The organism is Amycolatopsis sp. A1MSW2902, assembly GCF_017312175.1.
GTDB lineage: Bacteria > Actinomycetota > Actinomycetes > Mycobacteriales > Pseudonocardiaceae > Amycolatopsis > Amycolatopsis nivea.
The window spans coordinates 1,127,066-1,153,006 of the sequence record NZ_QJPO01000001.1 but is presented as its reverse complement, the minus strand read 5'-3'; the positions used below and the strand labels follow the sequence as shown (position 1 = coordinate 1,153,006).

The 25,941-nt window shown below is 69.3% G+C and carries 23 protein-coding genes; 12 read left to right on the top strand and 11 right to left on the bottom strand.

The window, feature by feature from the left end; all coding sequences use genetic code 11:
* Position 1: 1 nt before the first annotated feature.
* Positions 2-1,255 (bottom strand): MFS transporter, encoded by a 1,254-nt coding sequence (locus DMP23_RS05365; protein ID WP_337820333.1) that lies wholly within the window; start codon positions 1,253-1,255, stop codon positions 2-4.
* Positions 1,256-1,313: 58 nt separating this feature from the next.
* Between DMP23_RS05365 and DMP23_RS05360 the strand changes: the two genes are divergently transcribed.
* The 3 genes from DMP23_RS05360 to DMP23_RS05350 are packed head-to-tail and all read left to right on the top strand — an operon-like array spanning position 1,314 to position 4,364.
* Positions 1,314-1,820, top strand: coding sequence for an ArsR/SmtB family transcription factor (locus DMP23_RS05360; RefSeq protein ID WP_134730248.1), 507 nt, complete (start codon positions 1,314-1,316; stop codon positions 1,818-1,820).
* A gap of 43 nt (positions 1,821-1,863) precedes the next feature.
* Positions 1,864-3,309, top strand: coding sequence for a GTPase HflX (hflX, locus tag DMP23_RS05355; protein ID WP_037809777.1), 1,446 nt, complete (start codon positions 1,864-1,866; stop codon positions 3,307-3,309).
* A 53-nt stretch (positions 3,310-3,362) separates the two neighbouring features.
* Positions 3,363-4,364 carry a hypothetical protein gene (locus DMP23_RS05350; RefSeq protein ID WP_337820332.1) on the top strand — a complete coding sequence of 334 codons (1,002 nt, stop codon included), beginning with the start codon at positions 3,363-3,365 and terminating at the stop codon, positions 4,362-4,364.
* A 551-nt stretch (positions 4,365-4,915) separates the two neighbouring features.
* Here the strand turns inward: DMP23_RS05350 and lexA are convergent.
* Positions 4,916-5,575, bottom strand: coding sequence for a transcriptional repressor LexA (gene lexA, locus DMP23_RS05345; protein WP_037810096.1), 660 nt, complete (start codon positions 5,573-5,575; stop codon positions 4,916-4,918).
* 1,135 nt (positions 5,576-6,710) lie between these two features.
* Between lexA and DMP23_RS05340 the strand changes: the two genes are divergently transcribed.
* The 3 genes from DMP23_RS05340 to DMP23_RS05330 all read left to right on the top strand — a co-directional run bounded on the left by DMP23_RS05340 (position 6,711) and on the right by DMP23_RS05330 (position 10,919).
* A complete protein-coding gene (locus DMP23_RS05340; protein ID WP_336159120.1) occupies positions 6,711-7,265 on the top strand; it encodes a LysM peptidoglycan-binding domain-containing protein in 555 nt (184 codons plus the stop codon).
* Positions 7,266-7,572: 307 nt separating this feature from the next.
* Positions 7,573-8,064 (top strand): transcriptional regulator NrdR, encoded by a 492-nt coding sequence (nrdR, locus tag DMP23_RS05335; RefSeq protein ID WP_037809784.1) that lies wholly within the window; start codon positions 7,573-7,575, stop codon positions 8,062-8,064.
* A 38-nt stretch (positions 8,065-8,102) separates the two neighbouring features.
* Positions 8,103-10,919, top strand: coding sequence for a vitamin B12-dependent ribonucleotide reductase (locus tag DMP23_RS05330; RefSeq protein ID WP_337820331.1), 2,817 nt, complete (start codon positions 8,103-8,105; stop codon positions 10,917-10,919).
* Positions 10,920-11,013: 94 nt separating this feature from the next.
* Here the strand turns inward: DMP23_RS05330 and DMP23_RS05325 are convergent, their stop codons facing one another.
* The 4 genes from DMP23_RS05325 to DMP23_RS05310 all read right to left on the bottom strand — a co-directional run bounded on the left by DMP23_RS05325 (position 11,014) and on the right by DMP23_RS05310 (position 13,420).
* A complete protein-coding gene (locus DMP23_RS05325; RefSeq protein WP_337820330.1) occupies positions 11,014-11,832 on the bottom strand; it encodes a phosphoribosyltransferase in 819 nt (272 codons plus the stop codon).
* Positions 11,833-11,942: 110 nt separating this feature from the next.
* Positions 11,943-12,326 carry a tautomerase family protein gene (locus DMP23_RS05320; RefSeq protein ID WP_037809786.1) on the bottom strand — a complete coding sequence of 128 codons (384 nt, stop codon included), beginning with the start codon at positions 12,324-12,326 and terminating at the stop codon, positions 11,943-11,945.
* Between the two features lie 9 nt (positions 12,327-12,335).
* Positions 12,336-12,857, bottom strand: coding sequence for a DUF4865 family protein (locus DMP23_RS05315; protein ID WP_238607604.1), 522 nt, complete (start codon positions 12,855-12,857; stop codon positions 12,336-12,338).
* A gap of 5 nt (positions 12,858-12,862) precedes the next feature.
* Positions 12,863-13,420, bottom strand: coding sequence for a TetR/AcrR family transcriptional regulator (locus DMP23_RS05310; protein ID WP_275291432.1), 558 nt, complete (start codon positions 13,418-13,420; stop codon positions 12,863-12,865).
* Positions 13,421-13,527: 107 nt separating this feature from the next.
* Between DMP23_RS05310 and DMP23_RS05305 the strand changes: the two genes are divergently transcribed.
* Positions 13,528-14,088 carry a hypothetical protein gene (locus DMP23_RS05305; RefSeq protein ID WP_275291431.1) on the top strand — a complete coding sequence of 187 codons (561 nt, stop codon included), beginning with the start codon at positions 13,528-13,530 and terminating at the stop codon, positions 14,086-14,088.
* On the opposite strand, the gene DMP23_RS05300 is transcribed toward DMP23_RS05305, so the two are convergent.
* Positions 14,085-16,094: a prolyl oligopeptidase family serine peptidase gene (locus tag DMP23_RS05300; protein WP_337820329.1), complete on the bottom strand. Its 2,010-nt coding sequence runs from the start codon at positions 16,092-16,094 to the stop codon at positions 14,085-14,087. The genes DMP23_RS05305 and DMP23_RS05300 overlap by 4 nt on opposite strands.
* Positions 16,095-16,201: 107 nt before the next feature.
* Between DMP23_RS05300 and DMP23_RS05295 the strand changes: the two genes are divergently transcribed.
* Positions 16,202-17,104, top strand: coding sequence for a neutral zinc metallopeptidase (locus DMP23_RS05295; protein WP_337820328.1), 903 nt, complete (start codon positions 16,202-16,204; stop codon positions 17,102-17,104).
* On the opposite strand, the gene DMP23_RS05290 is transcribed toward DMP23_RS05295, so the two are convergent.
* A complete protein-coding gene (locus tag DMP23_RS05290) occupies positions 17,097-17,675 on the bottom strand; it encodes a TIGR03086 family metal-binding protein (RefSeq protein WP_337820327.1) in 579 nt (192 codons plus the stop codon). The two genes, DMP23_RS05295 and DMP23_RS05290, sit on opposite strands and share 8 nt — an antisense overlap.
* Positions 17,676-17,756: 81 nt before the next feature.
* On the opposite strand from DMP23_RS05290, the gene pdxR reads away from it, so the two are divergent.
* The gene (gene pdxR / locus DMP23_RS05285; protein WP_337820326.1) at positions 17,757-19,166 is read left to right on the top strand and encodes a MocR-like pyridoxine biosynthesis transcription factor PdxR; all 1,410 of its coding nucleotides are present in this window, start codon (positions 17,757-17,759) and stop codon (positions 19,164-19,166) included.
* A gap of 98 nt (positions 19,167-19,264) precedes the next feature.
* Complete coding sequence (locus tag DMP23_RS05280; protein ID WP_037809798.1) at positions 19,265-19,696, top strand: CBS domain-containing protein; 432 nt, start codon at positions 19,265-19,267, stop codon at positions 19,694-19,696.
* Between the two features lie 4 nt (positions 19,697-19,700).
* Here DMP23_RS05280 and DMP23_RS05275 read toward each other — a convergent pair whose 3' ends face one another.
* Complete coding sequence (locus DMP23_RS05275) at positions 19,701-21,224, bottom strand: DUF4139 domain-containing protein (RefSeq protein WP_337820325.1); 1,524 nt, start codon at positions 21,222-21,224, stop codon at positions 19,701-19,703.
* 124 nt (positions 21,225-21,348) lie between these two features.
* On the opposite strand from DMP23_RS05275, the gene DMP23_RS05270 reads away from it, so the two are divergent.
* Positions 21,349-23,079: a Xaa-Pro dipeptidyl-peptidase gene (locus tag DMP23_RS05270; protein WP_443111331.1), complete on the top strand. Its 1,731-nt coding sequence runs from the start codon at positions 21,349-21,351 to the stop codon at positions 23,077-23,079.
* On the opposite strand, the gene DMP23_RS05265 is transcribed toward DMP23_RS05270, so the two are convergent.
* Positions 23,055-23,696 carry a response regulator transcription factor gene (locus DMP23_RS05265; protein ID WP_337824364.1) on the bottom strand — a complete coding sequence of 214 codons (642 nt, stop codon included), beginning with the start codon at positions 23,694-23,696 and terminating at the stop codon, positions 23,055-23,057. The genes DMP23_RS05270 and DMP23_RS05265 overlap by 25 nt on opposite strands.
* On the bottom strand, positions 23,693-24,829 hold the full coding sequence (locus DMP23_RS05260; RefSeq protein ID WP_337820323.1) for a sensor histidine kinase: 1,137 nt from the start codon (positions 24,827-24,829) through the stop codon (positions 23,693-23,695). The genes DMP23_RS05265 and DMP23_RS05260 overlap by 4 nt, the downstream gene beginning before the upstream one ends.
* Before the next feature lie 91 nt (positions 24,830-24,920).
* Here DMP23_RS05260 and DMP23_RS05255 point away from each other — a divergent pair, with 91 nt between their 5' ends.
* Complete coding sequence (locus tag DMP23_RS05255) at positions 24,921-25,772, top strand: M23 family metallopeptidase (protein ID WP_337820322.1); 852 nt, start codon at positions 24,921-24,923, stop codon at positions 25,770-25,772.
* The last annotated feature ends 169 nt before the right edge of the window (positions 25,773-25,941 follow it).

Here is a 25,941-nt window from a genome sequence, read left to right as displayed (position 1 = left end):
TTTACGGGGCGGGTACAGCGATTTCCCCGCCCGTCGGCAGGTCCCGCATGCGCCGCAGCGGCGAGCAGATCACCCACAGCGCGCCCGCGATCGGCCCGGCGGTCCCGATCCACAGCGCGCCGGCGAGCCCGAGCCATTCGCCGAGCCCGCCGCCCAGCAGCCCGCCGAGCGGCAGGGCTCCCCAGACGACGAACCGGACGCTCGCGTTCATCCGGCCCAGCAGCCGGTCCGGCGTGATCGCCTGGCGGTAGGAGACCTGCGCGATGTTGTAGAGGATCACGCCGAACCCGAACGCGGCCATCCCGAGCCCGGCGAGCGCGATCCGCCAGTCCGGCGCGGCAGTCAGGACCAGGATCTCGCCCGGCCAGAACAGCACCGGGACCAGCCAGATCGACCGGGCCTGCCCGATCTTCCGGATGATCGGCCCGGCGCAGAGCGCGGCCGCGATGCCGCCGATGCCGCTCACCGCGAGCAGGCCGCCGACCTCGGCCGGTTTCAGCCCGGCTGTGCGCGTCAGGAACAGCACCTGGACGGCTTGGACCACTCCGCCGAAGAAGTTCGACGTGGCGGTGCAGGCGACGATCGCGCGCAGCGGCCGGTCGGCGACGACGAACCGCAGGCCTTCGAGCATTTGCGGCACCAGGCGGTCCTGCTCGGTGCGTTCCGGGAGGGTTTCGACGGTGCGGATGCGCCACAGGCACAGCGCGGAAGTGAGGTAGCCGAGCCCGGTGACCAGGACCGTGCTGGCCGCGCCGATGAACTGCACGAGCACGCCGGCGAGGCTCGGCCCGGCGATCTGCGCCGACGACTGCACGCCCTGCAGCTTCGCGTTGCCCTCCAGGAGCTTCTCGCGGCCGACCAGCGCGGGCAGATACGCCTGGTAGGAGACGTCGAAGAAGACCGTCGCGAACCCGACGAACAGCACGACCACCAGGACCTGCGCCATCGTGAGCACGCCGGCCCACCAGGCGAACGGGACGCTGAGCAGCAGCACCCCCCGGATCAGGTCGGCGGCGAGCATGAGCGGCCGTTTGCGCATCCGGTCCACCCACACGCCCGCGGGAAGGCCGAGGACAAGGAAGCCGAGCGTCTCGGCCATGGTCAGCAGGCCCATCTCGAACGGCGTGGCGGCCAGCGTGACGGCGGCGAGCAGCGGAATGGCCGTGACGCCGACGAACATCCCCAGCTGGCTCGCCGTGTCCCCGGCCCACAGCCTGCGGAAATCGGCGTGGAAGAAGAGTGAGTCGCGACGCACCCGATCGAGTGTTGCCGAGTGATTGGAAAGTGTCAATCACTTTGTCTAGGCTGCGGGGATGCCGTTGCACCGACGTCCCTCCACCGAAGCCGAGGCCGCCGCGCTCGCGTCCGGAATACGGCTGCGCATCATCCGGTTGACCTCTTTCGAAGCGATGACGAACAAGGAGCTGGCAGCCCGGCTCGGCCGCGACCCGGCGACGACGCTGCACCACGTGCGGCGCCTGGTCGACACCGGTTTTCTCGTGGCACAGGAACCTCGGCGCGGTGCGCGCGGGGCGAAGGAGATCCCGTACCTGTCCACCGGGCTTTCGTGGCAGCTGGACAACGCCGAAGCCGAAGCGGTCGCGGTCAACCAGGCCATGCTCGAGGCCTATCTGGCCGAAATGGCGGAGGCCGACCTGGCGGAGACGGAGACGACCCGGCTCGTGGTCCAGGTGGGCGCCGAGGACGTCGCGGAGTTCAAGCGGCGGCTCGAGGGGCTGCTCGAAGAATTCAAGGCCAGGCCCCGCGATCCGGCCTCGGAACGCACGGCCGTGTACGTCTCGGTTTATCCCAGCAGGTAATCCGTTCGGTTCCCGCGCCGAAACGTGGGACCATGGAGGCACGATGACAGAACAGACACACGAAGACTTTTACGACGACAACGACCCCTACGACCCCTCGGTCGGGGAGATGGAGCTTGAGGACCGCGCGTCGCTGCGCCGGGTCGCGGGCCTGTCCACCGAGCTCGAGGACATCACCGAGGTCGAGTACCGGCAGCTTCGGCTGGAGCGCGTTGTGCTGGTCGGCGTGTGGACTGAAGGCACCGCCCAGCAGTCCGAGGCGTCGCTGGCCGAACTGGCGCGACTGGCCGAGACGGCGGGCTCGGAGGTGCTCGAAGGCCTCGTCCAGCGGCGGCAGAAGCCCGATCCGGCGACGTACGTCGGGTCCGGCAAGGTCCGCGAGCTGCGCGACGTGGTCGTGGCGACCGGCGCCGACACGGTGATCTGCGACGGCGAGCTCTCGCCCGGCCAGCTGCGCCAGCTGGAGGAGAAGGTCAAGGTCAAGGTGATCGACCGGACCGCCCTGATCCTCGACATCTTCGCCCAGCACGCCCGGTCCAAGGAGGGCAAGGCGCAGGTCGAGCTGGCCCAGCTGCAGTACCTCGTCCCGCGGCTGCGCGGGTGGGGTTCGGCGCTGTCCCGGCAGGCGGGCGGCCGCGCGGGCGGCGCGAACGGCGGCGTGGGCCTGCGCGGACCTGGTGAAACGAAGCTGGAGACGGACCGGCGGCGGATCAGCAAGCGCGTGGCGAAGCTGCGCCGGGAGATCGCCGCGATGGACACCATCCGCGAGACCAAGCGCGGCAAGCGCGTGGCCAACGAGGTGCCGAGCGTGGCGATCGTCGGCTACACCAACGCCGGCAAGTCGAGCCTGCTCAACGCCCTGACCGGGGCCGGGGTGCTGGTGGAGGACGCGCTGTTCGCCACCCTCGACCCGACCACGCGCCGGGCGCAGACGGCCGACGGGCGCACCTTCACCCTCACCGACACCGTCGGGTTCGTGCGGCACCTGCCGCACCAGCTGGTGGACGCGTTCCGCTCGACGCTGGAGGAGGCGGCCGACGCCGACCTGCTCGTGCACGTCGTGGACGGTTCCGACGCGGCCCCGGAGGACCAGGTCAACGCGGTGCGCGAGGTGCTCGCCGAGATCACCCGCAGCCGCAAGGAGCCGCTCCCGCCGGAGCTGCTGGTGATCAACAAGGCCGACGCGGCCGACGACGTCACCCTGGCCCGGCTGCGGCACGCGCTGCCCGGTTCGGTGCAGATCTCCGCGCGCACCGGCTCGGGCGTGGCAGACCTGGCCGAGGTGCTGGCCGAACGGCTGCCGCGGGCGGAAACGGTGATCGACGTGCTGGTCCCGTATGCGCGAGGCGAACTCGTGTCCCGGGCGCACGCGGAGGGCGAGGTGCTGGAAGAAGAGCACGTCGCCGACGGCACGCGCCTGAAGGTGCGAGTCCGGCCGGATCTCGCCGCGGCTCTGCGGGCGTTCGAGACCAACGCCTCGGCGCTCTGAACGTCTTCCGTAGTGCACGGTCCGAGCGGGCCGTGCACTACGGAGGTGAACTGGTGCGGGTCGTCCTGGCACTGACGGCTGTCCTGATGCTCGTGGGAGCTGTCCCCGCTGCGGCGGCTCCTGCCCCGGAGACGCTGTGCCAGGTCAAGGACAAGCGCCTCAACGAGCTGTCCGGCCTGGCCTCCGACGGCGAGCATTGGTACGCGATCAACGACGGCGGCACCAAGGTGCAGGTCTTCGTCCTGGACCGGAAATGCCAGGTGACTGACGTCCTGACCGACTCGACGGACCCGTACGACGTCGAGGACCTGGCCCGAGGCAAAGACGGCACCCTCTGGCTTTCGGATACCGGCGACAACCGCGCTAAACGCGAAACGATCGCCCTGCTGGAACTAAAACCCACTGGCGGCCCGGCCGTCGTGCATCGCCTGACCTACCCGGACGGCCCGCACGACACGGAGACCCTGGTTCTGGACCAGTCCGGCACGCCGTTCCTGGTGACCAAGGATCTGCTGGGCACCTCGAAGGTCTATCGGCCGTCAGCCCCGCTGGCGACTCCCGGCCCGACGAAGCTGGAGCAGGTCGGCACCCTGCGCGTCCACAGCACCGATACCCCAGGCGGCCCGGTGGGCTCGTTCGGGTCGGCGCTGATCACCGGAGGCGCGACGAGCGCGGACGGGAAGGTCATCGCACTGCGCACCTACACGGACGCGTATCTCTACGCGGCCCCGGACGGCGATGTTGCGGCGGCTCTGCAGCGAGAGCCGGTCCGGATTCCGCTGCCGAATGAAAAGCAGGGCGAGGCTATTGCTTTCGAGCCGGATGGCACGTTGTTGTCCGCGAGCGAAGGCGTCGGCGAACCGGTGCGGGCGATCAAGAACGCGACGTCTTGGGTCGCGCCGCAAGCACCTGCGCCTAAGCCGGGTGGTGCCGCTACTCCTCAGCCAGCTGAGCAGGAGTCAGGTGGGTTTCCGCTGATTCCCGCTGCAGCCATTGCCGCGGCGGTTGTTCTTGGTGCTTGGTTTTTGCTGGCCAGGAAACGCCGCCGCGCCTGACTCGCCGTCGTACTCGCCACGACTCGCTGCTCGTTCTTGCGCGCCGTTCCCGCCGTGACGCCCGTTCCTGACACGCCGTTCTTGCCGTGGCGAGGTTTCTGACATGCCGTTCTTGCGCGCGCCGCCGTTCCAGAGGTGCTACCCCCGGGCGCGGCACCGTTCCTCATGCGTCGCGCCCGCGCGCTGCCGCTCCCGCCGAAGCACCGTTCCTGACGGCAGGCTCTTGCCGCAGCACCGCTTCTCGCCGCACCGCTCTTGCGCGGCACCGCTCTTGCCACACCGTTGTTGCGCGGCACCGTTCTTGCGCGCCGCCGTTCCTGCCGCAACACCGAACCGGAACACCGCGCATGCGCGCTGCTCCTGCGTACCGCCCGCTGCTGCGCAACCACTCCCGCCGCGCCACCGCTCCGCACGAACCGCGCCAGAGCTGCCGCCGTTCCTGCCGTAGCACTGCTTCCGGCCTCGCGCAGCCTCACGACCGTCGGCGGCGAGCCCCAACCCCAGCGCGCTCCCCTCGCCCCGGCCTCGGAGAAGGGGGAGCGCGCCACAGCTCAGAGCCGCCGCAGTACCGCCACGACCTTGCCCAGGATCGAAGCGTCGTCACCGGGAATGGGCTCGTACGCCTCGTTGTGCGGCATCAGCCACACGTGTCCGTCCTTGCGCTTGAACGTCTTCACCGTGGCCTCGCCGTCGATCATCGCGGCGACGATGTCCCCGTTCTCCGCGGCGGGCTGCTGCCGGACGACGACCCAGTCGCCGTCGGTGATGGCGGCGTCGACCATCGAATCGCCGGTGACGCTCAGCAGGAACAGTTCGCCCTCGCCGACGATTTCGCGCGGCAGCGGGAAAACGTCCTCGACGGCCTGTTCGGCGAGCACCGGACCGCCTGCCGCGATCCGGCCGACCAGCGGCACGTACGCCGCCTTCGGCACGGACGGCTGCTGGTCCATGTCGATGCCCATCGGGTTGTCGTCGGTGGACGCGAGCACGCCCACCGCGCGCGGCCGGTTCGCGTCGCGGCGCAGGTAGCCCTTGCGCTGCAGCGCGCGCAGCTGATGCGACACCGACGACGTGGACGTGAGCCCCACCGCCTCGCCGATCTCGCGCACGCTCGGCGGGTAGCCGAAGCGGCTCACCCACGTGCGGATGACGTCGAGCACCTGTTGCTGGCGGACGGTCAGCGTCTCGTCCACGTCGTACACCTCCGGCATGGCGCTCACCTTCCCCGTGCTCTCGTGGCCGGACTCGCGCGCGGATTGTGCGGACGCCTTGCCTCGCGAGGCCGTCTTGGCCCCCTTCGCCGCGGTGCCCTTCACCGTGTCCTTCTCCAACGCTGCGTCGCCTCCAGCCGTCCCGCGGTCGCCGTGTCGGCGTCCCGCGCGTGTCCGCGTGCGCCGGTCCGGGATCCGCGTTTTCCGCGAACGCCCGTCCGGCGGCACCCGCCGGAGCCGGTCCGGCAGATGTCCTGGTCACCGACGTTAGCCACCGCGCGCGACGATTTCAAACATCTGTTCGATCGACACGCCGTGTCCTCTCGATTTTGTCGGTGCGGGGTGGTAGACCTTCGCACGGACGTTCGATAGAACGCCTGTTCGATCTGGACCGCTGCGGCGCAGGTGTACGGCCCGGACCGGACGGATTCGCAGGTCACGAGGAGGTTCCGGAATGTCGATCCTGGCAGATCGCGGGCTGGTCCGCCCGCTTCGGCCCGTCCCTGCCGTCCGCCCTGTCGAGGGCGGCGCCGCGTCGGACGGGACGGTCCCGGCCCGGAGGGAACCCGGGCGGGGCGGCCCGACGCGCCGTTCGCGGCGACGCGCGGAGCGGATAGACGCCACCCGAAAGGATGGTGTTCCTTCGGGCTCCGAAGCCGAATCCGGCGAGGTTCCGGGCCCCGCGGCCGGTTCCGCCGAGGTGGTCGACCTTCGCGACCGGACCGGTGCCCGGCGCAGCCCTGGCGCGGATCGGCCCGGCGAGGCTGCGCGCGGCGAGTCCGTCCGGGGTGCCGCACGGCGCGGCCGCGGTGCGGGCGAGCCTCGGGAAGGCGCACGCGGCGCAGCCGGGCGGCGACGTGCCTGGCTGGCGGCGGAGGAAGCCGGACTCGGGGGCGGCGAGCGAGCTGATCTCCAGCGTTCGGTGCCGAGCGATGACGCCGAACTGCGCTCTGCTGCCGCCGTTCGATCCGTCGAGCGAGCCGGGTTCCAGACCTTGGCTCCCTCCGCTGTCGGAACTGAAGAGCGTGCGCCGCGTGGCCGTGCTGCGGTGCGGTCCGCCGAGCGAGCCGGGTTCCAGACCTCGGCTCCCTCCACCGTCGGAACTGAAGAACGTGCGCCGCGCCGCCGCGCTGCGGTGCGATCCGTCGAGCGAGCCGGATTCCAGACCTCCGCCCCCTCGGCCGTCGAAACCGAAGAGGCCCCTCCTCGCGAGGCCCGTCGCGCGGTCCGGCACATCCCCGCCGCCGTTCCGGCCAACCCTGGGCGCACCGCGCGCGAGCGGCGTGGCGAGCCGTTGCGGCCGCCGTCCCGGGAGCGGGTCGTCGCCGGGCGGCGCGGTGGGGTGGCCTGCCGTACCGAGGCCCGGCCGTCGGTGCGGTGGCCGTGGCTGTTCGCGATCGCCTTCGCGGCCTGCCTCATCGTCACTGGGCTCGGCGTGTTCGGCGCCGGCGTGTCCAGCGGCCCGGTGCCGTCGCGGACCGCGTCCGTTTCCGTGCAGCCCGGCGATTCGCTCGGGACGCTCGCCGCCCGGTTCGCGCCGAACGCCGACCAGAGCGCGGTCGTCGAACGCATCAAGGAGCTCAACAACCTCGACGACACCGCGCTGCTGCCCGGCATGCCGCTCACCGTGCCGGTCGCCTGGTCCGGGGCCGGTTCGGGCGGAGAAACAGGAGGCGCGTCAGGGTCATGACTCTCGGAAACCACCCGGTCGCATCTTGCGCAACCGCTCTTTCACCCTCTCGGGTTTCTTGCGCCCGCCCCGGAGGCGATCTATGGTCTACCCCTATATCTAGTAGTTACACCGCTGTAGTTGGTCCACAGGTAGGGGTAGACTGGCGGCAGTTGTCCACAGCTGGTCGGCAGTTGCCCACCGGATGTCCACAAGTCGATCACCAGGCGCGGGGTCGCGCGCGGTGACCGCGGTCCAGGCCGTAGCGTGGCGGCAGGGGCCGGTCGGGACAGGAATCGACCGGCGCGGAGGGGAAGGTGATCGGCGGATGAGGTGCCCGTTCTGCCGGCATGCGGACTCTCGGGTCGTCGACTCCCGAGAGGTGGACGAGGGACAGGCGATCCGGCGGCGGCGTTCGTGCGCCGAGTGCGGACGACGTTTCACCACGTCGGAGACGATGGTGCTGGCCGTGGTCAAACGGTCCGGCGCCACCGAGCAGTTCAGCCGGGACAAGGTGGTCAACGGAGTGCGGCGGGCCTGCCAGGGCCGCCCGGTCGACGACGACGCGCTGCAGAAGCTCGCGCAGCGCGTGGAGGAGTCGATCCGGTCCGCCGGGCTCGCCGAGATCCCCAGCCACGAGGTCGGCCTCGCCATCCTCGGCCCGCTGCGGGAACTGGACGGCGTCGCGTATCTCCGGTTCGCCAGCGTCTACCGCTCCTTCTCCTCGGTCGAGGACTTCGAGAAGGAGATCTCCGACCTGCGGAAAGCCATGGCGGGAACTGCGGAGGACCAGGAAGGCGAGCGCGCCGGCGACGACTGAGCCGTCACCGGGTCGCGGGGAGCGAGGGACAGGACCGCATGACCGAAACCGTGGGAACCGGCGCCGCGGCCGGACAGAACAAGAAGCCGAACAAGGGCCTCACCGTCCGGCGGGTCTTCACCACCGAGGGGACCCACCCCTACGACGAGGTCGCGTGGGAGACCCGCGACGTCGTCATGACCAACTGGCGCGACGGCAGCGTCAACTTCGAGCAGCGCGGGGTCGAATTCCCCGAGTTCTGGTCGGTCAACGCGACCAACATCGTCACCAGCAAGTACTTCCGCGGCGCGGTCGGCAGCCCGCAGCGCGAGAGCAGCCTCAAGCAGCTCATCGACCGCGTGGTGCGCACCTACGTGAAGGCCGCCGCCGAGCACGACTACTTCGCCGGTCCGTCCGACCTCGAGATCTTCGAGCACGAGCTCACCTGGATGCTGCTGCACCAGGTCTTCAGCTTCAACTCCCCGGTGTGGTTCAACGTCGGCACGTCCTCGAAGCAGCAGGTGTCCGCCTGCTTCATCCTCGCCGTCGACGACACGATGGAGTCGATCCTCAACTGGTACCGCGAGGAAGGCCTGATCTTCAAGGGCGGTTCCGGCGCGGGCCTCAACCTCTCGCGCATCCGGTCCTCTAAGGAACTGCTCACCTCCGGCGGCACCGCGTCCGGTCCGGTCTCGTTCATGCGCGGCGCCGACGCGTCCGCGGGCACCATCAAGTCCGGCGGGGCGACCCGGCGCGCGGCGAAGATGGTCGTGCTCGACGTCGACCACCCGGACATCGAGGAATTCATCCAGACCAAGGCGCGCGAAGAGGAAAAGATCAAGGTCCTCCGCGACGCCGGGTTCGACATGGACCTCTCCGGCTCCGACATTTCCTCGGTGCAGTACCAGAACGCGAACAACTCGGTCCGCGTGTCCGACGAGTTCATGCACGCCGTCGAGAACGGCACGGACTTCGGCCTGCGCGCCCGGCTCACCGGCGAGGTCATCGACCGCACCGACGCGAAGAAGATGTTCCGCAGCATGGCGCAGGCGGCGTGGGAATGCGCCGACCCGGGCGTCCAGTACGACAGCACGATCAACGACTGGCACACCTGCCCCGAATCGGGCCGGATCACCGCGTCGAACCCGTGCAGCGAGTACATGCACCTCGACAACTCGAGCTGCAACCTCGCGTCGCTCAACCTGCTGAAGTTCGTGTCCGAGGAGGGCACGTTCGACGCGCCGCTGTTCGCGAAGGCCGTCGAGTTCGTCATCACCGCGATGGACATCTCGATCTGCTTCGCCGACTTCCCGACCGAGCCGATCGCCGACACCACGCGCAAGTTCCGCCAGCTCGGCATCGGCTACGCCAACCTCGGCGCGCTGCTGATGGCGCTGGGCCACGCGTACGACTCCGAGGGCGGCCGCGCGCTCGCTGCCGCGATCACGTCCCTGATGACCGGTGTGTCCTATCGTCGTTCGGCCGAGCTGGCCGGCGTCGTCGGGCCGTACGAGGGCTACGCGCGCAACGCCGAAGCGCACCAGCGCGTCATGCGCAAGCACGCCGCGGCCAATGAACTCGTCCGCACCTATCACAGCAACGACGCCGCCGTCCGCGCGCTCGCGTCGGAGGAGTGGCAGAAGGGCATCGAGCTCGGCACCCGCAACGGCTGGCGCAACGCGCAGGCCTCGGTGCTCGCGCCCACCGGCACCATCGGCTTCATGATGGACTGCGACACCACGGGCATCGAGCCGGACTTCTCGCTGGTGAAGTTCAAGAAGCTCGTCGGCGGCGGGTCGATGCAGATCGTGAACCAGACCGTGCCGCGCGCGCTGCAGGTGCTGGGCTACCAGGCCGAGCAGGTCGAGGCGATCGTCGAGTACGTCGCGCAGCACGGCCACGTGGTCGACGCGCCGGGCCTGCGTCCCGAGCACTACGAGGTGTTCGACTGCGCGGTCGGCGACCGGTCCATCGCGCCGATGGGCCACGTGCGGATGATGGCCGCGGTGCAGCCGTTCATCTCGGGCGCGATCTCGAAGACGGTCAACATGCCGGAGTCGGCGACCGTCGAGGACGTCGAGGAGATTTACTTCCAGGGCTGGAAACTCGGCCTCAAGGCGCTCGCGATCTACCGCGACAACTGCAAGGTCGGCCAGCCGCTGTCGACGGGGAAGAAGAAGGAAGCCGCGGCGGAGACCGAGCCGGAGAAGGTGGTCGAATACCGCCCGGTGCGCCGCCGCCTGCCGAAGAAGCGCCCGAGCCAGACGGTGTCGTTCACCGTCGGCGGCGCCGAGGGCTACCTGCACGCGGGCTCGTACCCGGACGACGGCCTCGGCGAGATCTTCGTGAAGCTCGGCAAGCAGGGTTCCACGCTGTCCGGCGTGATGGACGCCTTCTCGATGTCCATCTCGGTCGGCCTGCAGCACGGCATCCCGCTCGAGTTCTACGTCTCGAAGTTCTCGAACCTGCGCTTCGAACCGGCTGGCATGACCGACGACCCGGACATCCGGATCGCCACGAGCGTCATGGACTACCTGTTCCGCCGCCTGGCGCTCGACTACCTGCCGTACGAAAAGCGCGCGCAGCTGGGCATTTTCACTGCGGACGAACGCTCGGCCGAGGTCGAGGCGAACTACGGCGGCCAGAGCCTCGACATCGACGCGCTGCGCAGCAGTGTCGACGCGTCGCCCGCCCGCACTGAAGAGTCCACAACGGACACTTCAGGACGTGACGCGCACAGCACCGCCGAGCTGATGGAACTGCACCTCGGCAAGGCGGCGGACGCACCGCTCTGCATGACCTGCGGCACGAAGATGCGGCCCGCGGGATCGTGCTACGCCTGCGAGGGCTGCGGGGCGACGTCCGGCTGCAGCTGATCGGTCGTTAAGCGAGACACAGCCGGGAAGGGGCAGTGTGCCTGTCCCTTCCCGGCTGACGTTTGTCCCGGCAGGTATCGGACGTACACGCGAGCTAGCGGCGTAGATTCCTAGCGGCGGCGAGTCCGAGCACTGTGCCGGCCCTGGCCCTTCGCGCCGCGTTCGCGACGCCCGCCATGGTGTAGCCGGTGTGGTAGACGTCGTCCAAGACAAGGATTGTCTCGCCGGCAAGGTCTTCGTCGACTCGAAACTCATGGAGCATGGTGGCGCGCTCGCGCGGCGACATGAGTTTCGCGGGTTTCCGCAGCGGGGTTGTGCAACTGACCGGGGTCAGTTCGATGCCGAGCTCCCGCGACAGCAGCGTGCCGAGCAGGACGCTGACGGACGGCTTGTCCCGGACATGTCCGGGAACGGCGAGAATCCGAGTGGCTTCGTTGAACCACTCGTGGCGAACTATCGCGTCGCTCAGCGAACGGCACAGCTCCTGCCCAGCCCGGTCCACTTCGCCTTGCTCGGCGGATTCGTAATGCTTGATCAGCCGGATCGACTGCGCTGTCGGCGTGTAAACCAGGTCGCCTGCCCCATTCTTGGCTGGTCGCGTGTAGAAGTCCAGTGCAATCGCGGCATCCAGATAGCCTTTTTGCCTGATGTGGATGACGAGCACTTCCTGCAAGAAATCCAGGAACTCCGCCAAGGATCCGTCCGGATTGAAATCCATGCGGATCCGGTAAGGCCACTGAGGGTCGTGGCTGAGGGTGCCGACGGCTTTCGCCCTGGGCAGAATACCGAGAACGTGATCAGTGACCGCCGGGACGCCGCGATACTGGAGGAACCACGCGGATCCTGACCGAGTGAGCTTCCAAGCTTCGAGGTGGTTAGCGCGACTATCGGGCTGGTAACGTTCCTCGGTCAACGGGGACCCCCTCAACGGCAAACGACCAACCGCAGTTTGGCACAGCGGTGCCTTGCCGGGGAGCGGTTTCCGTGATGAGGAGTCACGGCAGTTCCTTGCGCAAGAAAGCGTCAAGACAGCATTTGCGCGACACCCTCGCCGAACGACCAGTCCACCTCGTGGTTTTCCGTCAGGCTGAAGAACACGTTCCGCGGTTCGATCCCCGTCGCTTCGGCGATGAGTTCGGTCGCTCGCCGGTACAACGCGGTTTTCTGTTCATTGGTGCGGCCGGCGCGCATTGTGATGGCGATGTACACGATGTCGTCGTCGCGCTGGACGCCGAAATAGCCTGGGTCGTAACGCAATCGGTCCGGGGCGTGGCTGTTCAGGATCTGGAACCGGTCGTCGGCGGGGACGTCGATCGTTTCGGTCATCGCCTGGTGCACGGCTTCGCCGATGGCGGGGAGACGGTCGGCGTTCGGTTCGGACAGCACGTCGATGCGGACGAGCGGCATGGGGACCTCTCAGCTCAGCTGGTCGATTTCGGGGCGGGACAGGTGAAGCACCCGGTACTGGACGTCGCTGTCCTCGTCCGGGATGGTGGTCCAGAGGGTGAAGCGCACGGTTTCCCAGCGCTGCGGGTCGATGGCCAGTGCGGTGGTGTGCACGGCTGGGTTTTGGGACAGCTGCGCGAGTTCGACTAATTCGCGGTCGATGTCTTCCGAAAACTGCCCTACGCGTTTAGTCGCGAACTCCGGGGCGGTCGCGCGCGCTGGGCCGGGAAGACAGCGCGCGCCGGTCCAATGGTGCACTGGCGGTCGGCCGAAGTCTTGGACTATGCCGTCGAATCCGCCGCCTCCCCAAAGGAATCGGCTCATTCCGGCGGTGTCGGCCCACAGGTAGAACGGCGCGTACTGGTTGTCGCGCACCAGATACGCCTTGAGTCCCAAGCCGGGGAACGCGTCAGTGCGGTGGCCTCGGGTCGCGACTCGGTGCTCGATGTCGTATCCAGCGGGCAAATCGATCTCGTACTGCATGGCGTACATCGACGTCACCGCCGCTCGAGGAGTGCGAGCGCGCCGCGGATCGCTTGGTCGAACGGCTCGACCGTCCCGGACGACCGGGCGAGGACGTACCCGCCCTGCAGCACCGCGACCAGCGTGGTTGCCGTTGCCGCTGGGTCGAGGTCGCTCGGCAGTTCGCCGTTCGCGATGCCCTCGGCGAGCACTTCGGCGAGACGACCGCGCAGCCAGTCGAACGTTTCCTCCAGCGGCGCACGCAATTCCGGGTTCGTGACGATCTCGGGGTCCAGCGCCAGCCGTCCGACCGGGCAGCCGCGCAGGACGTCCCGTTCGCGCAGCAGGTAAGCCGAAACGCGTTCGACCGCCGTCGTGCCCTGGGCGAACGCGGTCTCGGCGGAGGCGCGCAGATCGTCGGCGTTCTGCCGGATCGCGGCGAGCGCCAGGTCGGCCTTGCCGGTGAAGTGGTGGTACATGCTGCCCTGCCCGGCCCCGGCGCGCTGCTGGATCGCCTTCGGGCTGGTGCCGACGTACCCCCGCTCCCACAGCAGGTCCTGCGTGCTCGCAATGAGCTGGTCTCTCGTGGACATGAGTTCACCGTACATACTAGTAGGTACAGAGACAAGGCCGGGTGCGAGCTCTCCCTCCACTGAATCTCCACATTCTCCCCGCGGCACCGGCACATCCGGGCGGCAGCATGGCCGCCGTGGACTGGAGTGCGGTGTTCGAGGCGGAGGCGCGGCGACGGAAGGTCCGGCCGCGGCCGGTGTGGGGGAGCGGGGTTCCGCTGGATCCGGTCGTGGCGCGCAGCGTCCGGAGGTTCCAGCACCCGCCGGACGAGCTGAGGCTTCTCGAAACCGCAAGCCAGTCAGCGAAAAGCGACGTGATGAGCCAGCTGATCTCCGACGTGCTCGCGCTCGGCTACTACAGCGCGGTGCGGGACGGCACCCGCGACCCGGTCACCGTGGAGGTCGCCGCCCGGGTGTTCGCCGGGGTGGAACGGCGGCTCAGCTATCACGTGGATCGGTTGCGGCGGCAAAGAATCTCAGCGAGTGCGAGATGGCGAGCCAAAGCGATCGTGGAAACCGGCGGCGTGTTAGTCGGCCACGGGCGCGCGTTGCGGCGGCTCGGCGTGCCGTGGCTGGCGTTCGTCACCGACGCCTGGGCGCGGTTCGAGCGGGCGCTCGCGGAGGCCCGCAGAGGACCGTCGATCCGCCCGGGGCCGCGCGTGCGGGCGCGGCCCCGGGGGCTGGTCTAGGAAAGCTTCGACCAGAGGAATTCGTACGCGACCGCTGAACGGAACGCGAGTTGTTCGTTGTCTGCCGCCGCTCCGTGGCCGCCTTCGATGTTCTCGAAGTACTCCACGTCGTGGCCCTGTTCTTGCATCCGCGCGAACATCTTGCGCGCGTGCCCAGGGTGCACGCGGTCGTCGCGGGTAGAGGTGACGAAGAGGATCGGCGGATACTGGCCGTCCGCGGAAACGTTCTGGTACGGCGAGTATTTCGAGATGTACTCCCACTCCTCCGGGACGTCCGGGTCGCCCCATTCAGCCATCCACGACGCACCGGCCAGCAGCAGGTGGTAGCGCTTCAGGTCGAGCAGCGGCACCTGGCACACGATCGCGCCGAACAGCTCCGGGTAACGGGTGAGCATGACGCCCATCAGCAACCCGCCGTTGCTGCCGCCCTGGATGCCGAGCCGTTCCTTCGTCGTGATGCCCCGCGCGACGAGATCGCGCGCGACCGCGGCGAAGTCTTGGAACGCCTTGTACCGGTTCTCCTTCACCGCCTGCATGTGCCATCCCGGGCCGTACTCGCCGCCGCCGCGGATGTTCGCGACCACGTACGTTCCGCCGCGCGACAGCCAGGACCGGCCGACCACTCCGCCGTACGAAGGGGTCAGCGAAACCTCGAAGCCGCCGTACCCGTACAGCAGCGTCGGGCCGTTTTCCGCACCCGGCGGGCGGACGACGAAGTACGGGATCTTCGTGCCGTCGTCCGAGGTCGCGAAGTACTGGCTGACCTCGATCCCGGCCGCGTCGAAGAACGCGGGCGCCTGCTTCAGCACCTCGACGTCGCCGCCGACGACGCCGCGGGTGAGCGTGGACGGCTGGACGTAGCTGGAGGAATCCACCAGGTACTCGTCGTCGACGTCCGGTTCGGTGTCGACGATCTGCGCGCTGCCGAATTCCGGCGCGCCGCCCAGTTCCGCTTCGGCCCAGCCGTCCGGGCCGGGCGTGAGCACGCGCAGCTCCGACTTGACGTCGTGCAGCGTCGCGAGCAGCAGGTGGTTGCGGGTCCACGTGTAGTAGTCCAGCGACGTGTGCGCGTCCGGCGTGAACAGCGCGGTGAACTCGCGGTCGCCCGATTTGAACGCCTCGTAGCCGATCGCGAGCAGCGTGCCCGCGGGGTGTTCGGTGCCGCCGACGGTCCACGCGCTGCGCGGGTGCACGAGCAGCCATTCGCGGTGCGTGGAGACCTCGACGTCCTCGGGCAGGTCCAGTTTGGTCAGCCCGGACGGGGTCCGCTCGAAGTACTCGGTGCGGTAGAAATCGATCGCCCGGCGCACGAAATCGCGTTCGAAACCCTCGGTCGGGTCGTGGTACGCCATCACCGCGACGTCGTCCGGCTTGCCCTCGGCGACGAGCACCGCGTCCTCGATCGGGGTGCCGCGCCGCCATTCCTTCACCAGCCGCGGATAGCCGGACGTGGTAAGCGAGCCCGGGCCGAAGTCCGTTCCGATGTACACCCGGTCGGCGTCGATCCACCCGATCCGGTGCTTCGCCTCGGGCAGGGTGTAACCGTTCTCGACGAACTCGTGCGCGTCGAGGTCGAACTCCCGGACGACGGTCGCGTCCGCGCCGCCCCTCGACAGCTGGACCAGGCCGAGCCGGTGCCCGGGACGCAGCACCGCGGCGCCCTTCCAGACCCAGTTCTCGTCCTCGGCCGCGGCGAGCGCGTCGACGTCGAGCAGGATCTCCCAGTCCGGTTCGGCGGTGCGGTACTGCTCCAGCGTGGTGCGCCGCCACAGCCCGCGCGGGTGGTCGGCGTCCTGCCAGAAGTTGTAGTAGTGCGTCCCCCGGCGCGCGACGTACGGGATCCGCCCGCCCGCGTCGAGCACCTCGCGGATCGAGTCCCGCAGCTGCCCGAACCTCTCGCTCGCGGTGAGCGCGTCGAGCGTCTCCGCGTTGCGCGAACGGACCCATTCGAGCGCCTCGTCGCCCGTCACGTCTTCAAGCCACAGGTACGGATCTTCGACAGTCATAGCGTCCAGTCTCGCTGCCGCTCGCGGATCCGGCCAGGATCCCGGCGTTCCCGTTTCGTGATCCAGGCCCGCGCGCGGTCTCCGTATGCTGGTCGGGAGGGGGAGGAATGACGTATTACGCCGGGGGCCCATGGCCTCCCGCAGCACCGCAGCCGCCGCCGCGCCGGAAGGCGGGCAAAGCGCTGGGCGCCGTGGCGGCGGTGGCCGTCGTCGCGGTCACGCTCGCGCTCATGGCCGTGGTGCCGCACGAGGTGTCCGGGCACGCGATCGCGGCCCCGGACGCCGACGCGATGCCGGACCGCCAGGACGCCAAGCCGGTGCGCAAGCTCAGCGGCAACCCGTTGCTGGCCGAGGGCGTCGCGCTCGGCCCGGTGTCGTGCGACCTGCCGGACCTGAGCCGGGACCCGGAGCAGCTCAAGACGTTCTACACCGCGCTCGTGGGCTGCCTGAAGCAGGCGTGGCAGCCCGCGCTGGACAAAGCGGACGAGCCGAACCTGCCGGTCAAGGTGTCGGTCACGCTGCCGAAGACCAGTGCGTGCGGCAACGCGCCGTCCCGGGACGAGGCGGTCGCGTACTACTGCGGCGGCGACGCCACGATCTACGCGCCCACCGAGTGGATGCTGTCGGACGCCGGGCTGAGCCGAGCCCGCCATCTGGCGACGCTCGCGCACGAGTACGGCCACCACGTGCAGCGCGAGAGCGGCATCCTCGACGCGGCGAGCACGGAGATGGGTTCGCCGGAACCGAGCAGCGACGCGGACAAGGCGGTCGTGCGCCGGATCGAGCTCCAGGCGAACTGTTTCGGCGCGTTGTTCCTCAACGCCGCGGCGGACCGCGGGTCGATCAGCCGGGCCACCGCGAACGCCGCCGTCGCCGACTACGGCCGCGCCGACGACAGCGGCGACCACGGCACCCGCGCGAGCCAGCTGGCCTGGGCGAAGGCCGGTTACACCGGAGCCGGCCCGGCTGCCTGCGACACCTGGTCGGCCCCGGCGGACAAGGTCAGCTGACGCGCCACTGCGGGTCGCGGCCCAGCCTGCCCAGGAACTGGTTCAGTTCGCTTTCGCCGGTGTCGACGGGCACCACCGGCGCGAAGGTCCCGCGTTCGGCGCGTTGCTTCGGGTCGGTCGGGATCATGACCGAGAACTGGAGGGCGGCGTGCACCGCGTCCGGCACCGGGTGGTACGCGACGTCGAGAGTCTTGGCGAGGTCCCAGCCGTGCGCGACGGTGTCGACGAGGTGCATCGCCATCGCGACTGTGCCCGAGAAGGTGCCGAAGGTGTTGATGGCGATCTCTCGTTCCGCGACGTCGGCTTCTCCGTACGCAGCGAGGTAGTCGGTCACTGAAGCTGCGTACGCGGCGTACGGGTCTTCGCCGAGCTGACCGCTGTCCCAGTCCTTCGCGGAGCCATTGCGTGCTGCTTCGGCGAAGGCGTGGTTTTCGCTGACTTGGTGGCGGAGCAGATCGGCGAGCGTCCAGCCGGCGCACGGCGTGGGCCGGTCGAGGTCCGCCGCGGTGATCTTCGAGACGATCGGGTCGAGAACGAGCAGGGACTGCCGGTCGAGGTCGAGCGTGGTCATAGGCTCACGCTAACCGCCAGATCGGTCCAGGAAGAGAGCCAAAACCGGGCCAACTGCGGTGGACCAATCTAGTCTGGACGCGTGGACCTGCACCTGGACCTGTCCGGCGCTCGCGGCCATCGCGACGAGATCTACCGCCAGATCCGCGAAGCGGTGCTCGACGGTCGGCTCCGCGACGGCGACGTGCTGCCGCCGACCCGGGAACTGGCACGCCAGCTGGCGGTTTCGCGCACCACCGTCACCGCGGCGTACGAGCGCCTCACCGCGGAAGGATTCCTCGCTGGCCGAGTCGGCGCAGGTACCTACGTGCGCGCCGGTGCCGCGCCACGGCCCGCCGAACCGGCCAGGTTCGCCGAAGGCGTCCAGCCGCGTCCAGAGTGGACAGACGTGCCCGTGCCGCCGAAAGCGTTCACGAACCCGCCGGAGTTCGATTTCCGTGCCGGAGTACCGGATGTACGGCTGTTTCCGTTCGACACCTGGCGTCGGCTGACGACCCAGGCGTTGCGCAGCTCCCACGCCGAACTGATGACTTACGGCGAGCCCCAGGGCGATCCCCGGCTGCGCACCGAACTCGCGCGGCACCTCGCGGTGTCCCGGAACGTTCGCGTGCGCCCGGAGCACCTGGTGATCACTTCGGGCGCGCAACAGACGATCGACCTCGTCGCCCGCGTCCTCTTGCGACCCGGCGACCTGGCTGCCGTCGAGGATCCCGGTTACCCGCCGCCGCGCCTGCTGCTGGGCACGCTCGGGGTGCGCGTCGTGCCGGTTCCGGTGGACGACGAGGGCCTCGTGGTCGACGCGATCCCGCGGGGCACTCGACTGGTGCACGTGACGCCGTCGCACCAGTACCCGCTCGGTGTCGCGATGTCGCCGTCTCGCCGACGAGAGCTGCTCGATTGGGCCGAGGACAACAGCGCAGTCGTGGTCGAGGACGACTACGACACCGAGTTCCGCTACTCCGGGCGACCGCTGGAACCGTTGCACAGCTTGGATTCTCACGGCCGGGTGGTCTACGTCGGCTCGTTCTCGAAAGTCCTGTCGCCCGCGCTGCGACTCGGTTTCCTCGCCGCGCCGCCCGCTCTGGCGGAAGCGATCGTGAAGGCGAAATACCTCGCCGACTGGCATTCCCCGGGCATCGAACAAGCGGTGGTCGCGGCGTTCATCGCGGAAGGCGGGTTCGCCCGGCACGTCCGCCGGATGCGCGGCATCTACCGCGCCCGCCACGACCTCCTCGTCGACCGCCTCCGCGCGGAATTCGCCGACGTGCTGGAGCCGGTTCCCGCGTCGGCGGGCCTGCACCTGAGCGCGTCGGCGGACCGGGATCTGCGCGGCTTCGCGCGGAAGGCGTCCAGGGCGGGCGTGCGGCTGTTTTCGCTCGGCGATTTCTCCGTGGCGTCGCGGCGGCACGGGCTGCTGTTCGGCTACGGCGCGATCGCGGCGGAGGAGATCGGACCCGGTCTCGCCCGGTTGCGCCGGGTGTTCGACGGCTGAGCCCGTTACCACGAACGGACGCGTCCCGCTGGACTTTCGCAGTCGGCACCGGGGCCCTAACCTGATGTGACCCGACTCACCGAGGAGAGGGCATCGCCATGCGGATTGCGGATGTGCTTCAGCGCAAGGGCGCGACGGTCGCCACTGTGTCGCCGGGGACGACGGTCGCCGAGCTGCTGGCGGGACTCGCCCGGCACAACGTCGGCGCGATGGTCGTCGTGGACGCCGAGGGCGGGATCGCCGGGATCGTGTCCGAACGCGACGTCGTGCGCAAGCTCAACGACCACGGGCCCGCCGTCCTGCAAGGGCCGGTCGCGGACATCATGACCACCATGGTCGCCAGCTGCACCCCGGACGATCCGGTGGACCAGCTCAGCGTCGTGATGACCGAACGGCGGATCCGGCACGTGCCGGTGCTCGACGGCGGGCGCCTCGCCGGCATCGTGAGCATCGGCGACGTGGTGAAGATCCGGATGGAGCAGCTGGAACAGAGCCAGGAACAGCTGGAGGCCTACATCTCGCAGGGCTGAGCGCTCACTCGCGCCAGCCGCTGAGTTCGACGCCCTTCGCGACGTCCACCCGGTAGCCGAGCGAGACCGTCGCGGACGCCCCGGGCGCGATCGTGAGCCGCCAGGTGAACTGGCCCAGCTCGGTGCGCTCGACCGGCTCCGGGCTGAGCCGCAGGTCCCGCACGGTGATCGCGTCGTCCCGCGAGACCGGGGCTTGGTCGAGCACGGCCACCACGGCTTCGCGGGGGCTGTGGTTGGTCACCGTCGTCTGGTAATCGGCTTCGCGGCGGCGTTGCGCGGAGAACGTCGCCTTGCTGGCGCTGCGCTTCACCAGTTCGCGTTCGACGCGGATCCGGTCGTCGACGCCCAGCGCGAGTTCGCGTTCCTCGCCGGGAGCCCACAGTTCCAGCTGCGTGCTGCCGACGAATTCGGCTTCGTGGAACACCGCGGCGCGACCGGCGCGGAGCGTGTGCTCGTCGGTGTTGACCACCTTCGCGCGCAGATAAGCCTCTTCGGCCTGCGTCGGCGCGGTGACGTAGTCCAGTTCCGCGGTGAAGTCCAGCTGCGCGAGCGTCGTCCGGTGGCCCTGCGCGCCGGACGGGATCGCGACCGGGCGGGCGGGCCGGAAGGTGACCGCGGTGGCGCCTTGCTCGACTTCGGAGAGGTGCGCGGCGAAGCCGTCCCGACCGGCGGGTGCGGCACCGCCGTAGGCCGCCATCGCGGCGGGTGCGGGCGGCACCATCGAGCGCCGTTCCGGCTGCTGCCGATCCAGGTACCAGGGCTGGAGTTCCGGGATCACGACGGTGTTCGCCGGGCGCGCGGTGGACAGCGTCAGCTCGCACTCCGGCCAGTCCTCGCCGGTGTGCTGGCTGGCCAGCCCGTACGAGGTGACGGTGACGTCGGTGCCGCGCACCCGCACGTCGTACCCGGGTTCCCAGCGCGCGCCGGGGACCACATAGGACAGTTCGATTTCCGCGGTGGCAGGGGATTCCAGCTCCACGACGATGGTCGAACTGTCCTGTTCGGACTGTGCGCTGCGAGTTTCGATCTGGCGGTCTAGCGCGGCGAGGTCTTCGCGCAGCCGTTCCAGCCTCGTGGCGAGCGCGCGACGTTCCTTGAGCGCTGCGGCTAATTGCGTGCTGAGCGCTTCGCTCACTTCCTGGACACGCCCCGGTTCTGCATCGCCGCCAGCCAACGCCTTCGCGAAGCTTGCTCCGCTGCGTCGCGAGACGCCCGTCAACAGGTCGACGCGCGCAGCCGCTGCGCTCTCGTCGTCCGCAACCTCGTCGACAGTCGCTTGGTCCGCGCGACGCTGCTCCACGAGCGCGCGCAGCGTTGGGTCCGCAGGCGCGGCGTGTTGCGCGTACGCGACGTCGACGCCCGTGACCAACGCGTCGCCCGCGCCGCTGACGCGCACTGAAGCAGCGTCGAGCGACAGGGGGAGACCCGTGATCTCTACGCGGGACCCGTCGGCCGGAGTGACTTGACAGCGGCGGGTGACGCGCGCGTGCTGCGGATAGACCGTGACCGTGACTATCGGTGCGTCCATGGCTCCGACGTTAGTCGGTTGACGCGAGTTGCGGTTGACGGAACTCTCAACTTGCTCGCCTGCTTCGTCCAGCTTGGGGGTTCTGGTGGGAGTTGCCGCTCGGGCCGCTGCCGTTTTCGTCGCAGTGGCCACGTTGTCCGTGCCCGCGGTCGCTGAAGCTGCTTCGCCGCCAGCGCCGGTTTTCACCGACGGTCAGGCGCAACCGGTCTTCGATCCGGCTGACGTCATCCGCGAAGACGTCTGGGTCACCGCGCCCGTCGACAGTGACCACGACGGCAAGCCTGACCTCGTACACGCGCAAGTGGTGCGTCCACGCGCCACGGAGCAGGGCATGAAGGTGCCTGTCGTGTACGAAGCGAGCCCGTACTTCGCGGGCGGCAACGACGTACCCAACCACAACGTCGACACCGAGCTGTACGTGCCGGGCCCGCACGTCGCGGCACCGATCGGCTGGAGCTACCAGAACTACTTCACCGCGCGCGGATTCGCTGTCGTGTACGGCGAATCCCTCGGTACCGGGCTGTCCACCGGCTGCCCGACGACGGGCGACGTGAACGAGACGATCGGTGCGCGTTCGGTGGTCGACTGGCTGAACGGCCGCGCTGCCGCGCACGACCAGGCCGGAGCGCCCGTCGCGGCGAGCTGGAGCACCGGGAAGACCGGCATGATGGGCGTGTCGTACAACGGCACGCTGCCCAACGCGGTGGCCAGCACCGGCGTCGAAGGACTCGAGACGATCGTGCCGATCGCCGCCATTTCGAGCTGGTACGGCTATTACCGCAACGCCGGCGCGGTCGTGGCCCCCGGCGGCTATCAGGGCGAGGACACGGACGTGCTCGCCGGCTACGTCTACTCGCGCGCTGACCAGCAGGTCTGCCGTCCGGTGCTCGACGGCCTCACCGCCGCGCAGGACCGGCTGACGGGGGACTACAGCAAGTTCTGGGACGTCCGGAACTACCGCAACGACGTCGGCAAGGTGCACGCGTCGGTGCTCGCGGTGCACGGGCTGAACGACTGGAACGTGAAGACCGAACAGGTCGCCACCTGGTACGAAGCGCTGAAGAAGCACGGCGTCGAGCACAAGATCTGGCTGCACCAGTCCGGCCACGCGGACCCGATCTCGCTGCGCCGTGACGTCTGGCTCACGACGCTGAACAAGTGGATGTCGCACTACCTCTACGGGGTCGACAACGGCATCGAACGCGAGCCGAAGGCGACCATCCAGCGCGAGGACAAGTCGTGGGTCGACGAGGCCGATTGGCCCGCGCCGGGCACTTCCGACGTCGAGCTGCACCCGTGGCCGGGCGGACGTTCGACCGGGGCACTCGACCGGCAGCCCGTGCCCGGCCGTCCGACCGTCGAAACACTGGCCGACGACGCGAGCAAGAAGATCGAACAGCTCGCCGACGCGGCGTCGTCCGGGAACCGCTTGCGCTACCGCACTTCCGCGACCACGGAGCCGGTCCGGTTGTCCGGCACGGCGAAGGCCGAGCTTCGGCTGTCGTTCGATCGTCCGGCCGCGAATGTCACCGCGGTGCTGCTTGACCGCGCGCCGGACGGCACCTCCCACGTGATCAGCCGCGGCTGGACGGATCCGCAGAACCGGATCAGCCCGTCGGTCACCTCGCCGATCACCCCCGGACAGCGGTACCGCATCGAGGTTTCGCTGATGCCGAAGGACTACATCGTGGCTGTCGGACACCGTCTGGAGTTCGTGCTGGCGTCCAGCGATCACGACTTCACGCTGCGGCCGCAGCCGGGTGCCGGGCTGTCGCTGGACCTGACCGGGACGACGGTGACGTTGCCGATCGTCGGCGGGAAGAAGGCGTTCTACTCGGCGATCCCGGCGCGGTAGGCGAAGGCGACGGCCTGCGCGCGGTCGCGCAGGCCTGCTTTGGAGAACAGGTGGTTGACGTGCGTCTTCACCGTCGCCTCGCTGACCACAAGGGTGCGCGCGATCTCTGTGTTCGACAGTCCGGCCGCGATCAGCCGCAACACCTCGACCTCGCGCGCGGTGAGGCCTTCCAGCTCCTTCGTGCGGACCGGCGCGCGGCTCGTCGCGGCGGCTACCAGCCGTTGCTGGAGCGCGCCGTCCACAGTGGACTGAGCAGCGGCCGCTGAGCGGAGGGCGCGGGCGATCGCTTCAGCGTCGGCGTCCTTGGTGAGGAACCCGCGAGCACCGGCCTTGAGCGCGGCGAGCAGTGAGTCGTCGTCGGCGTACGTGGTGAGGACGACGACTTCGGTCTTCGGATGCTGCGCGCGCACCAGTTCAGTCGTCTCGACGCCGTCGCGGTGCGGCATGCGCAGGTCGACGAGCAATACGTCCGGCTGATGCTCGGCGACCAGCTCGAGAGCCTGTACGCCGTCTACGGCCGCGCCTACCACCTCGATGCCGGGCAGCAGACCGAGGAGCGTGACGAGACCTTCGCGCACTACAGCCTGATCGTCGGCCAGCACCACGCGCAGCGTCACGCCGGCACCGTCAGCTGAATCCGCCATCCGTCCTCCCCAGGGCCGCATTCGAGCTTCCCGTTCAACAGCGCGACCCGTTCGCCCATGCCTCGCAAACCGTATCCCGGCGACGGCGGCTCCGGCGGACGGCGGCCCTGGTGGTCGATGATCGTTAAGTCGACTTCTTCGTTCTTGAAGGCCACCGTGACGTCTACAGCGGGACCTGCGGCGTGTTTGCGCGAGTTGGCGAGGGCTTCCTGTACGGCGCGTACGAGCGTCGTGCCGACAGCTGCGTCCAGCTCGCGCGGTTCGCCTTCGATCACGAGGTCGGCGCGAGAGCCGGTGTCGAGCCTGTACGCGGCGACAAGGTCCGAGACCGAGCGCTCGACTGGTACGGCGTCTTCGCGCAGCGCAGCGACAGCCTTGCGTGCTTCGGCGAGACCGTCGTTCGCCAGCTTCTGCGCGCGTTCTATCTGCGCGAGAGACTCTTCGCTCGCACCGTCGCGGACCATCATCAGGCGTGCGCCCTGGAGGTTGAGCGCGAGACCGGCGAGCGAGTGCGCGAGGACGTCGTGCAACTCGCGAGCGATGCGCGTGCGTTCGGCGAGGGCGGCCGCGCGGGCGTGCTCCTCGCTGGCGGTCTGGGCCCTTGCGAGCGCGAGCTCGGTCTGTTCCAGCCGTTCCGCGCGGCTCCGGCGGTTGGCGGCGAGCAGCACCATCACGACGAGGATCGCGAAGAGCGCGACAGCGTTCAGCCAGTCGAGGTCGTAGACGATCGACCAAGTGAGGATCGTCGCCGAAGCCGCGGCGAGCGAGATCGCCGCCGCGATCCGGCCGGAGACGCGCAGGGCGTAGAAGGTCGCGCCGAACATCGTCGTCGAGGTCCAGCTGCCCGGCTGCAGGATCCAGAGCGCGCCCGCCCCCGCGACGACGGCGATCATGGTCGCGGGCATCAGCCAGCGCGGCCGCGGCTTGCGGGGGAGCCAGAGCGCCGGGACGGACAGGACGAGGACCAGCCCGATCAGCGGCCACGACCAGGGGCGCGCGTTCGGGATCGCGAACAGGGCCGGCACGGCGAGCACGCCCCAGCGCACCCAGTCGGCGCCCTCGAACCGCCGCCGCGCCTTCGCGAGCGAGGCCGCCGGTGTGCCCATGGGCCCTCCCGAGTCGTCTTGTACGGAAAATGTACTGGCTCGGGCTTGGCTGGAGGCGCTCGGACATTTCCCCCACCAGGAGGTACGCCCCATGTCCAGATTGAGACGGTTCGCGGCGGTCGCGGCCGCGGTGGCCTTGCCCGCGTGCGGCCTGACGCTCGCCGCCCAGTCGACGGCGTCCGCGGCCCCCAACTTCCAGGTGCCGTTCAAATGCGGCGTCACGGTCACCGCGGCGACCTTCAGCGGCCACAACCCGGCCAACTCGGTCGACTTCCAGAAGTCCGGCATCACCGGCATGCCGGTCCTCGCGGCCGCGCCGGGGACGGTCACCCGCGTCGCGAACGAGGGCAGCACCAGCTACGGCCGCTGGATCGAACTGGACCACGGCGGCGGCTGGCGGACCCGGTACGCGCACCTGTCCGAGCAGGAAGTCTCGGTGGGCCAGAGCGTCGGGCAGGGCAAGGAGATCGGCAAAGCGGGCGCGACCGGCGGCGTGACCGGCCCGCACTTGCATTTCGAGGAGAACTTGAACGGCGTGACGCAGAAGGCCGTGCTGAACGGCGTCGCGGTGCCGTACTACGGCAAGAAGGACTTCACGAGCAAGAACGGCTGCGGCGGCAACCCGTACTCGGCGACGCAGGTGTGCGGGTCGGGCTTCTCGGTGATCGACCAGCAGGCGCTGGGGACGGCCGGCACCGCGTACCTGCTGTACAACTCGTCCTCCAAAGAGAACTGCGTGACGACCCTGAAGGCGGTCTCCCTCGGGACGGCCAGCCCGGTTTCGGCGTTCCTGGAGGTGAAGGGCTCGACCAGGACGACGGATTCCGGGAGCTTCACCTATTACGCAGGCCCGGTGAAGAAGAGCGCCGGTTCGACGTGCGTCAGGTGGGGCGGTTCGGTCGGCTCGTCCGCGTACGAGAGCCCGTTCGAACACTGCGGCTGAGTTTCCTCTGCCGATGCTGCCGGAGCCCTGATCGGCTCCGGCAGCATTTTTGTCTATTGTGGACAGTGCCTGGCTATGCACACAGCACCGACAATTTCCCTCGGTCCTCTTCACTCGGGACCTGGTTGTCCACAACTGCCTGCTGTGGTCCACAGATTTGCTTTGCCGG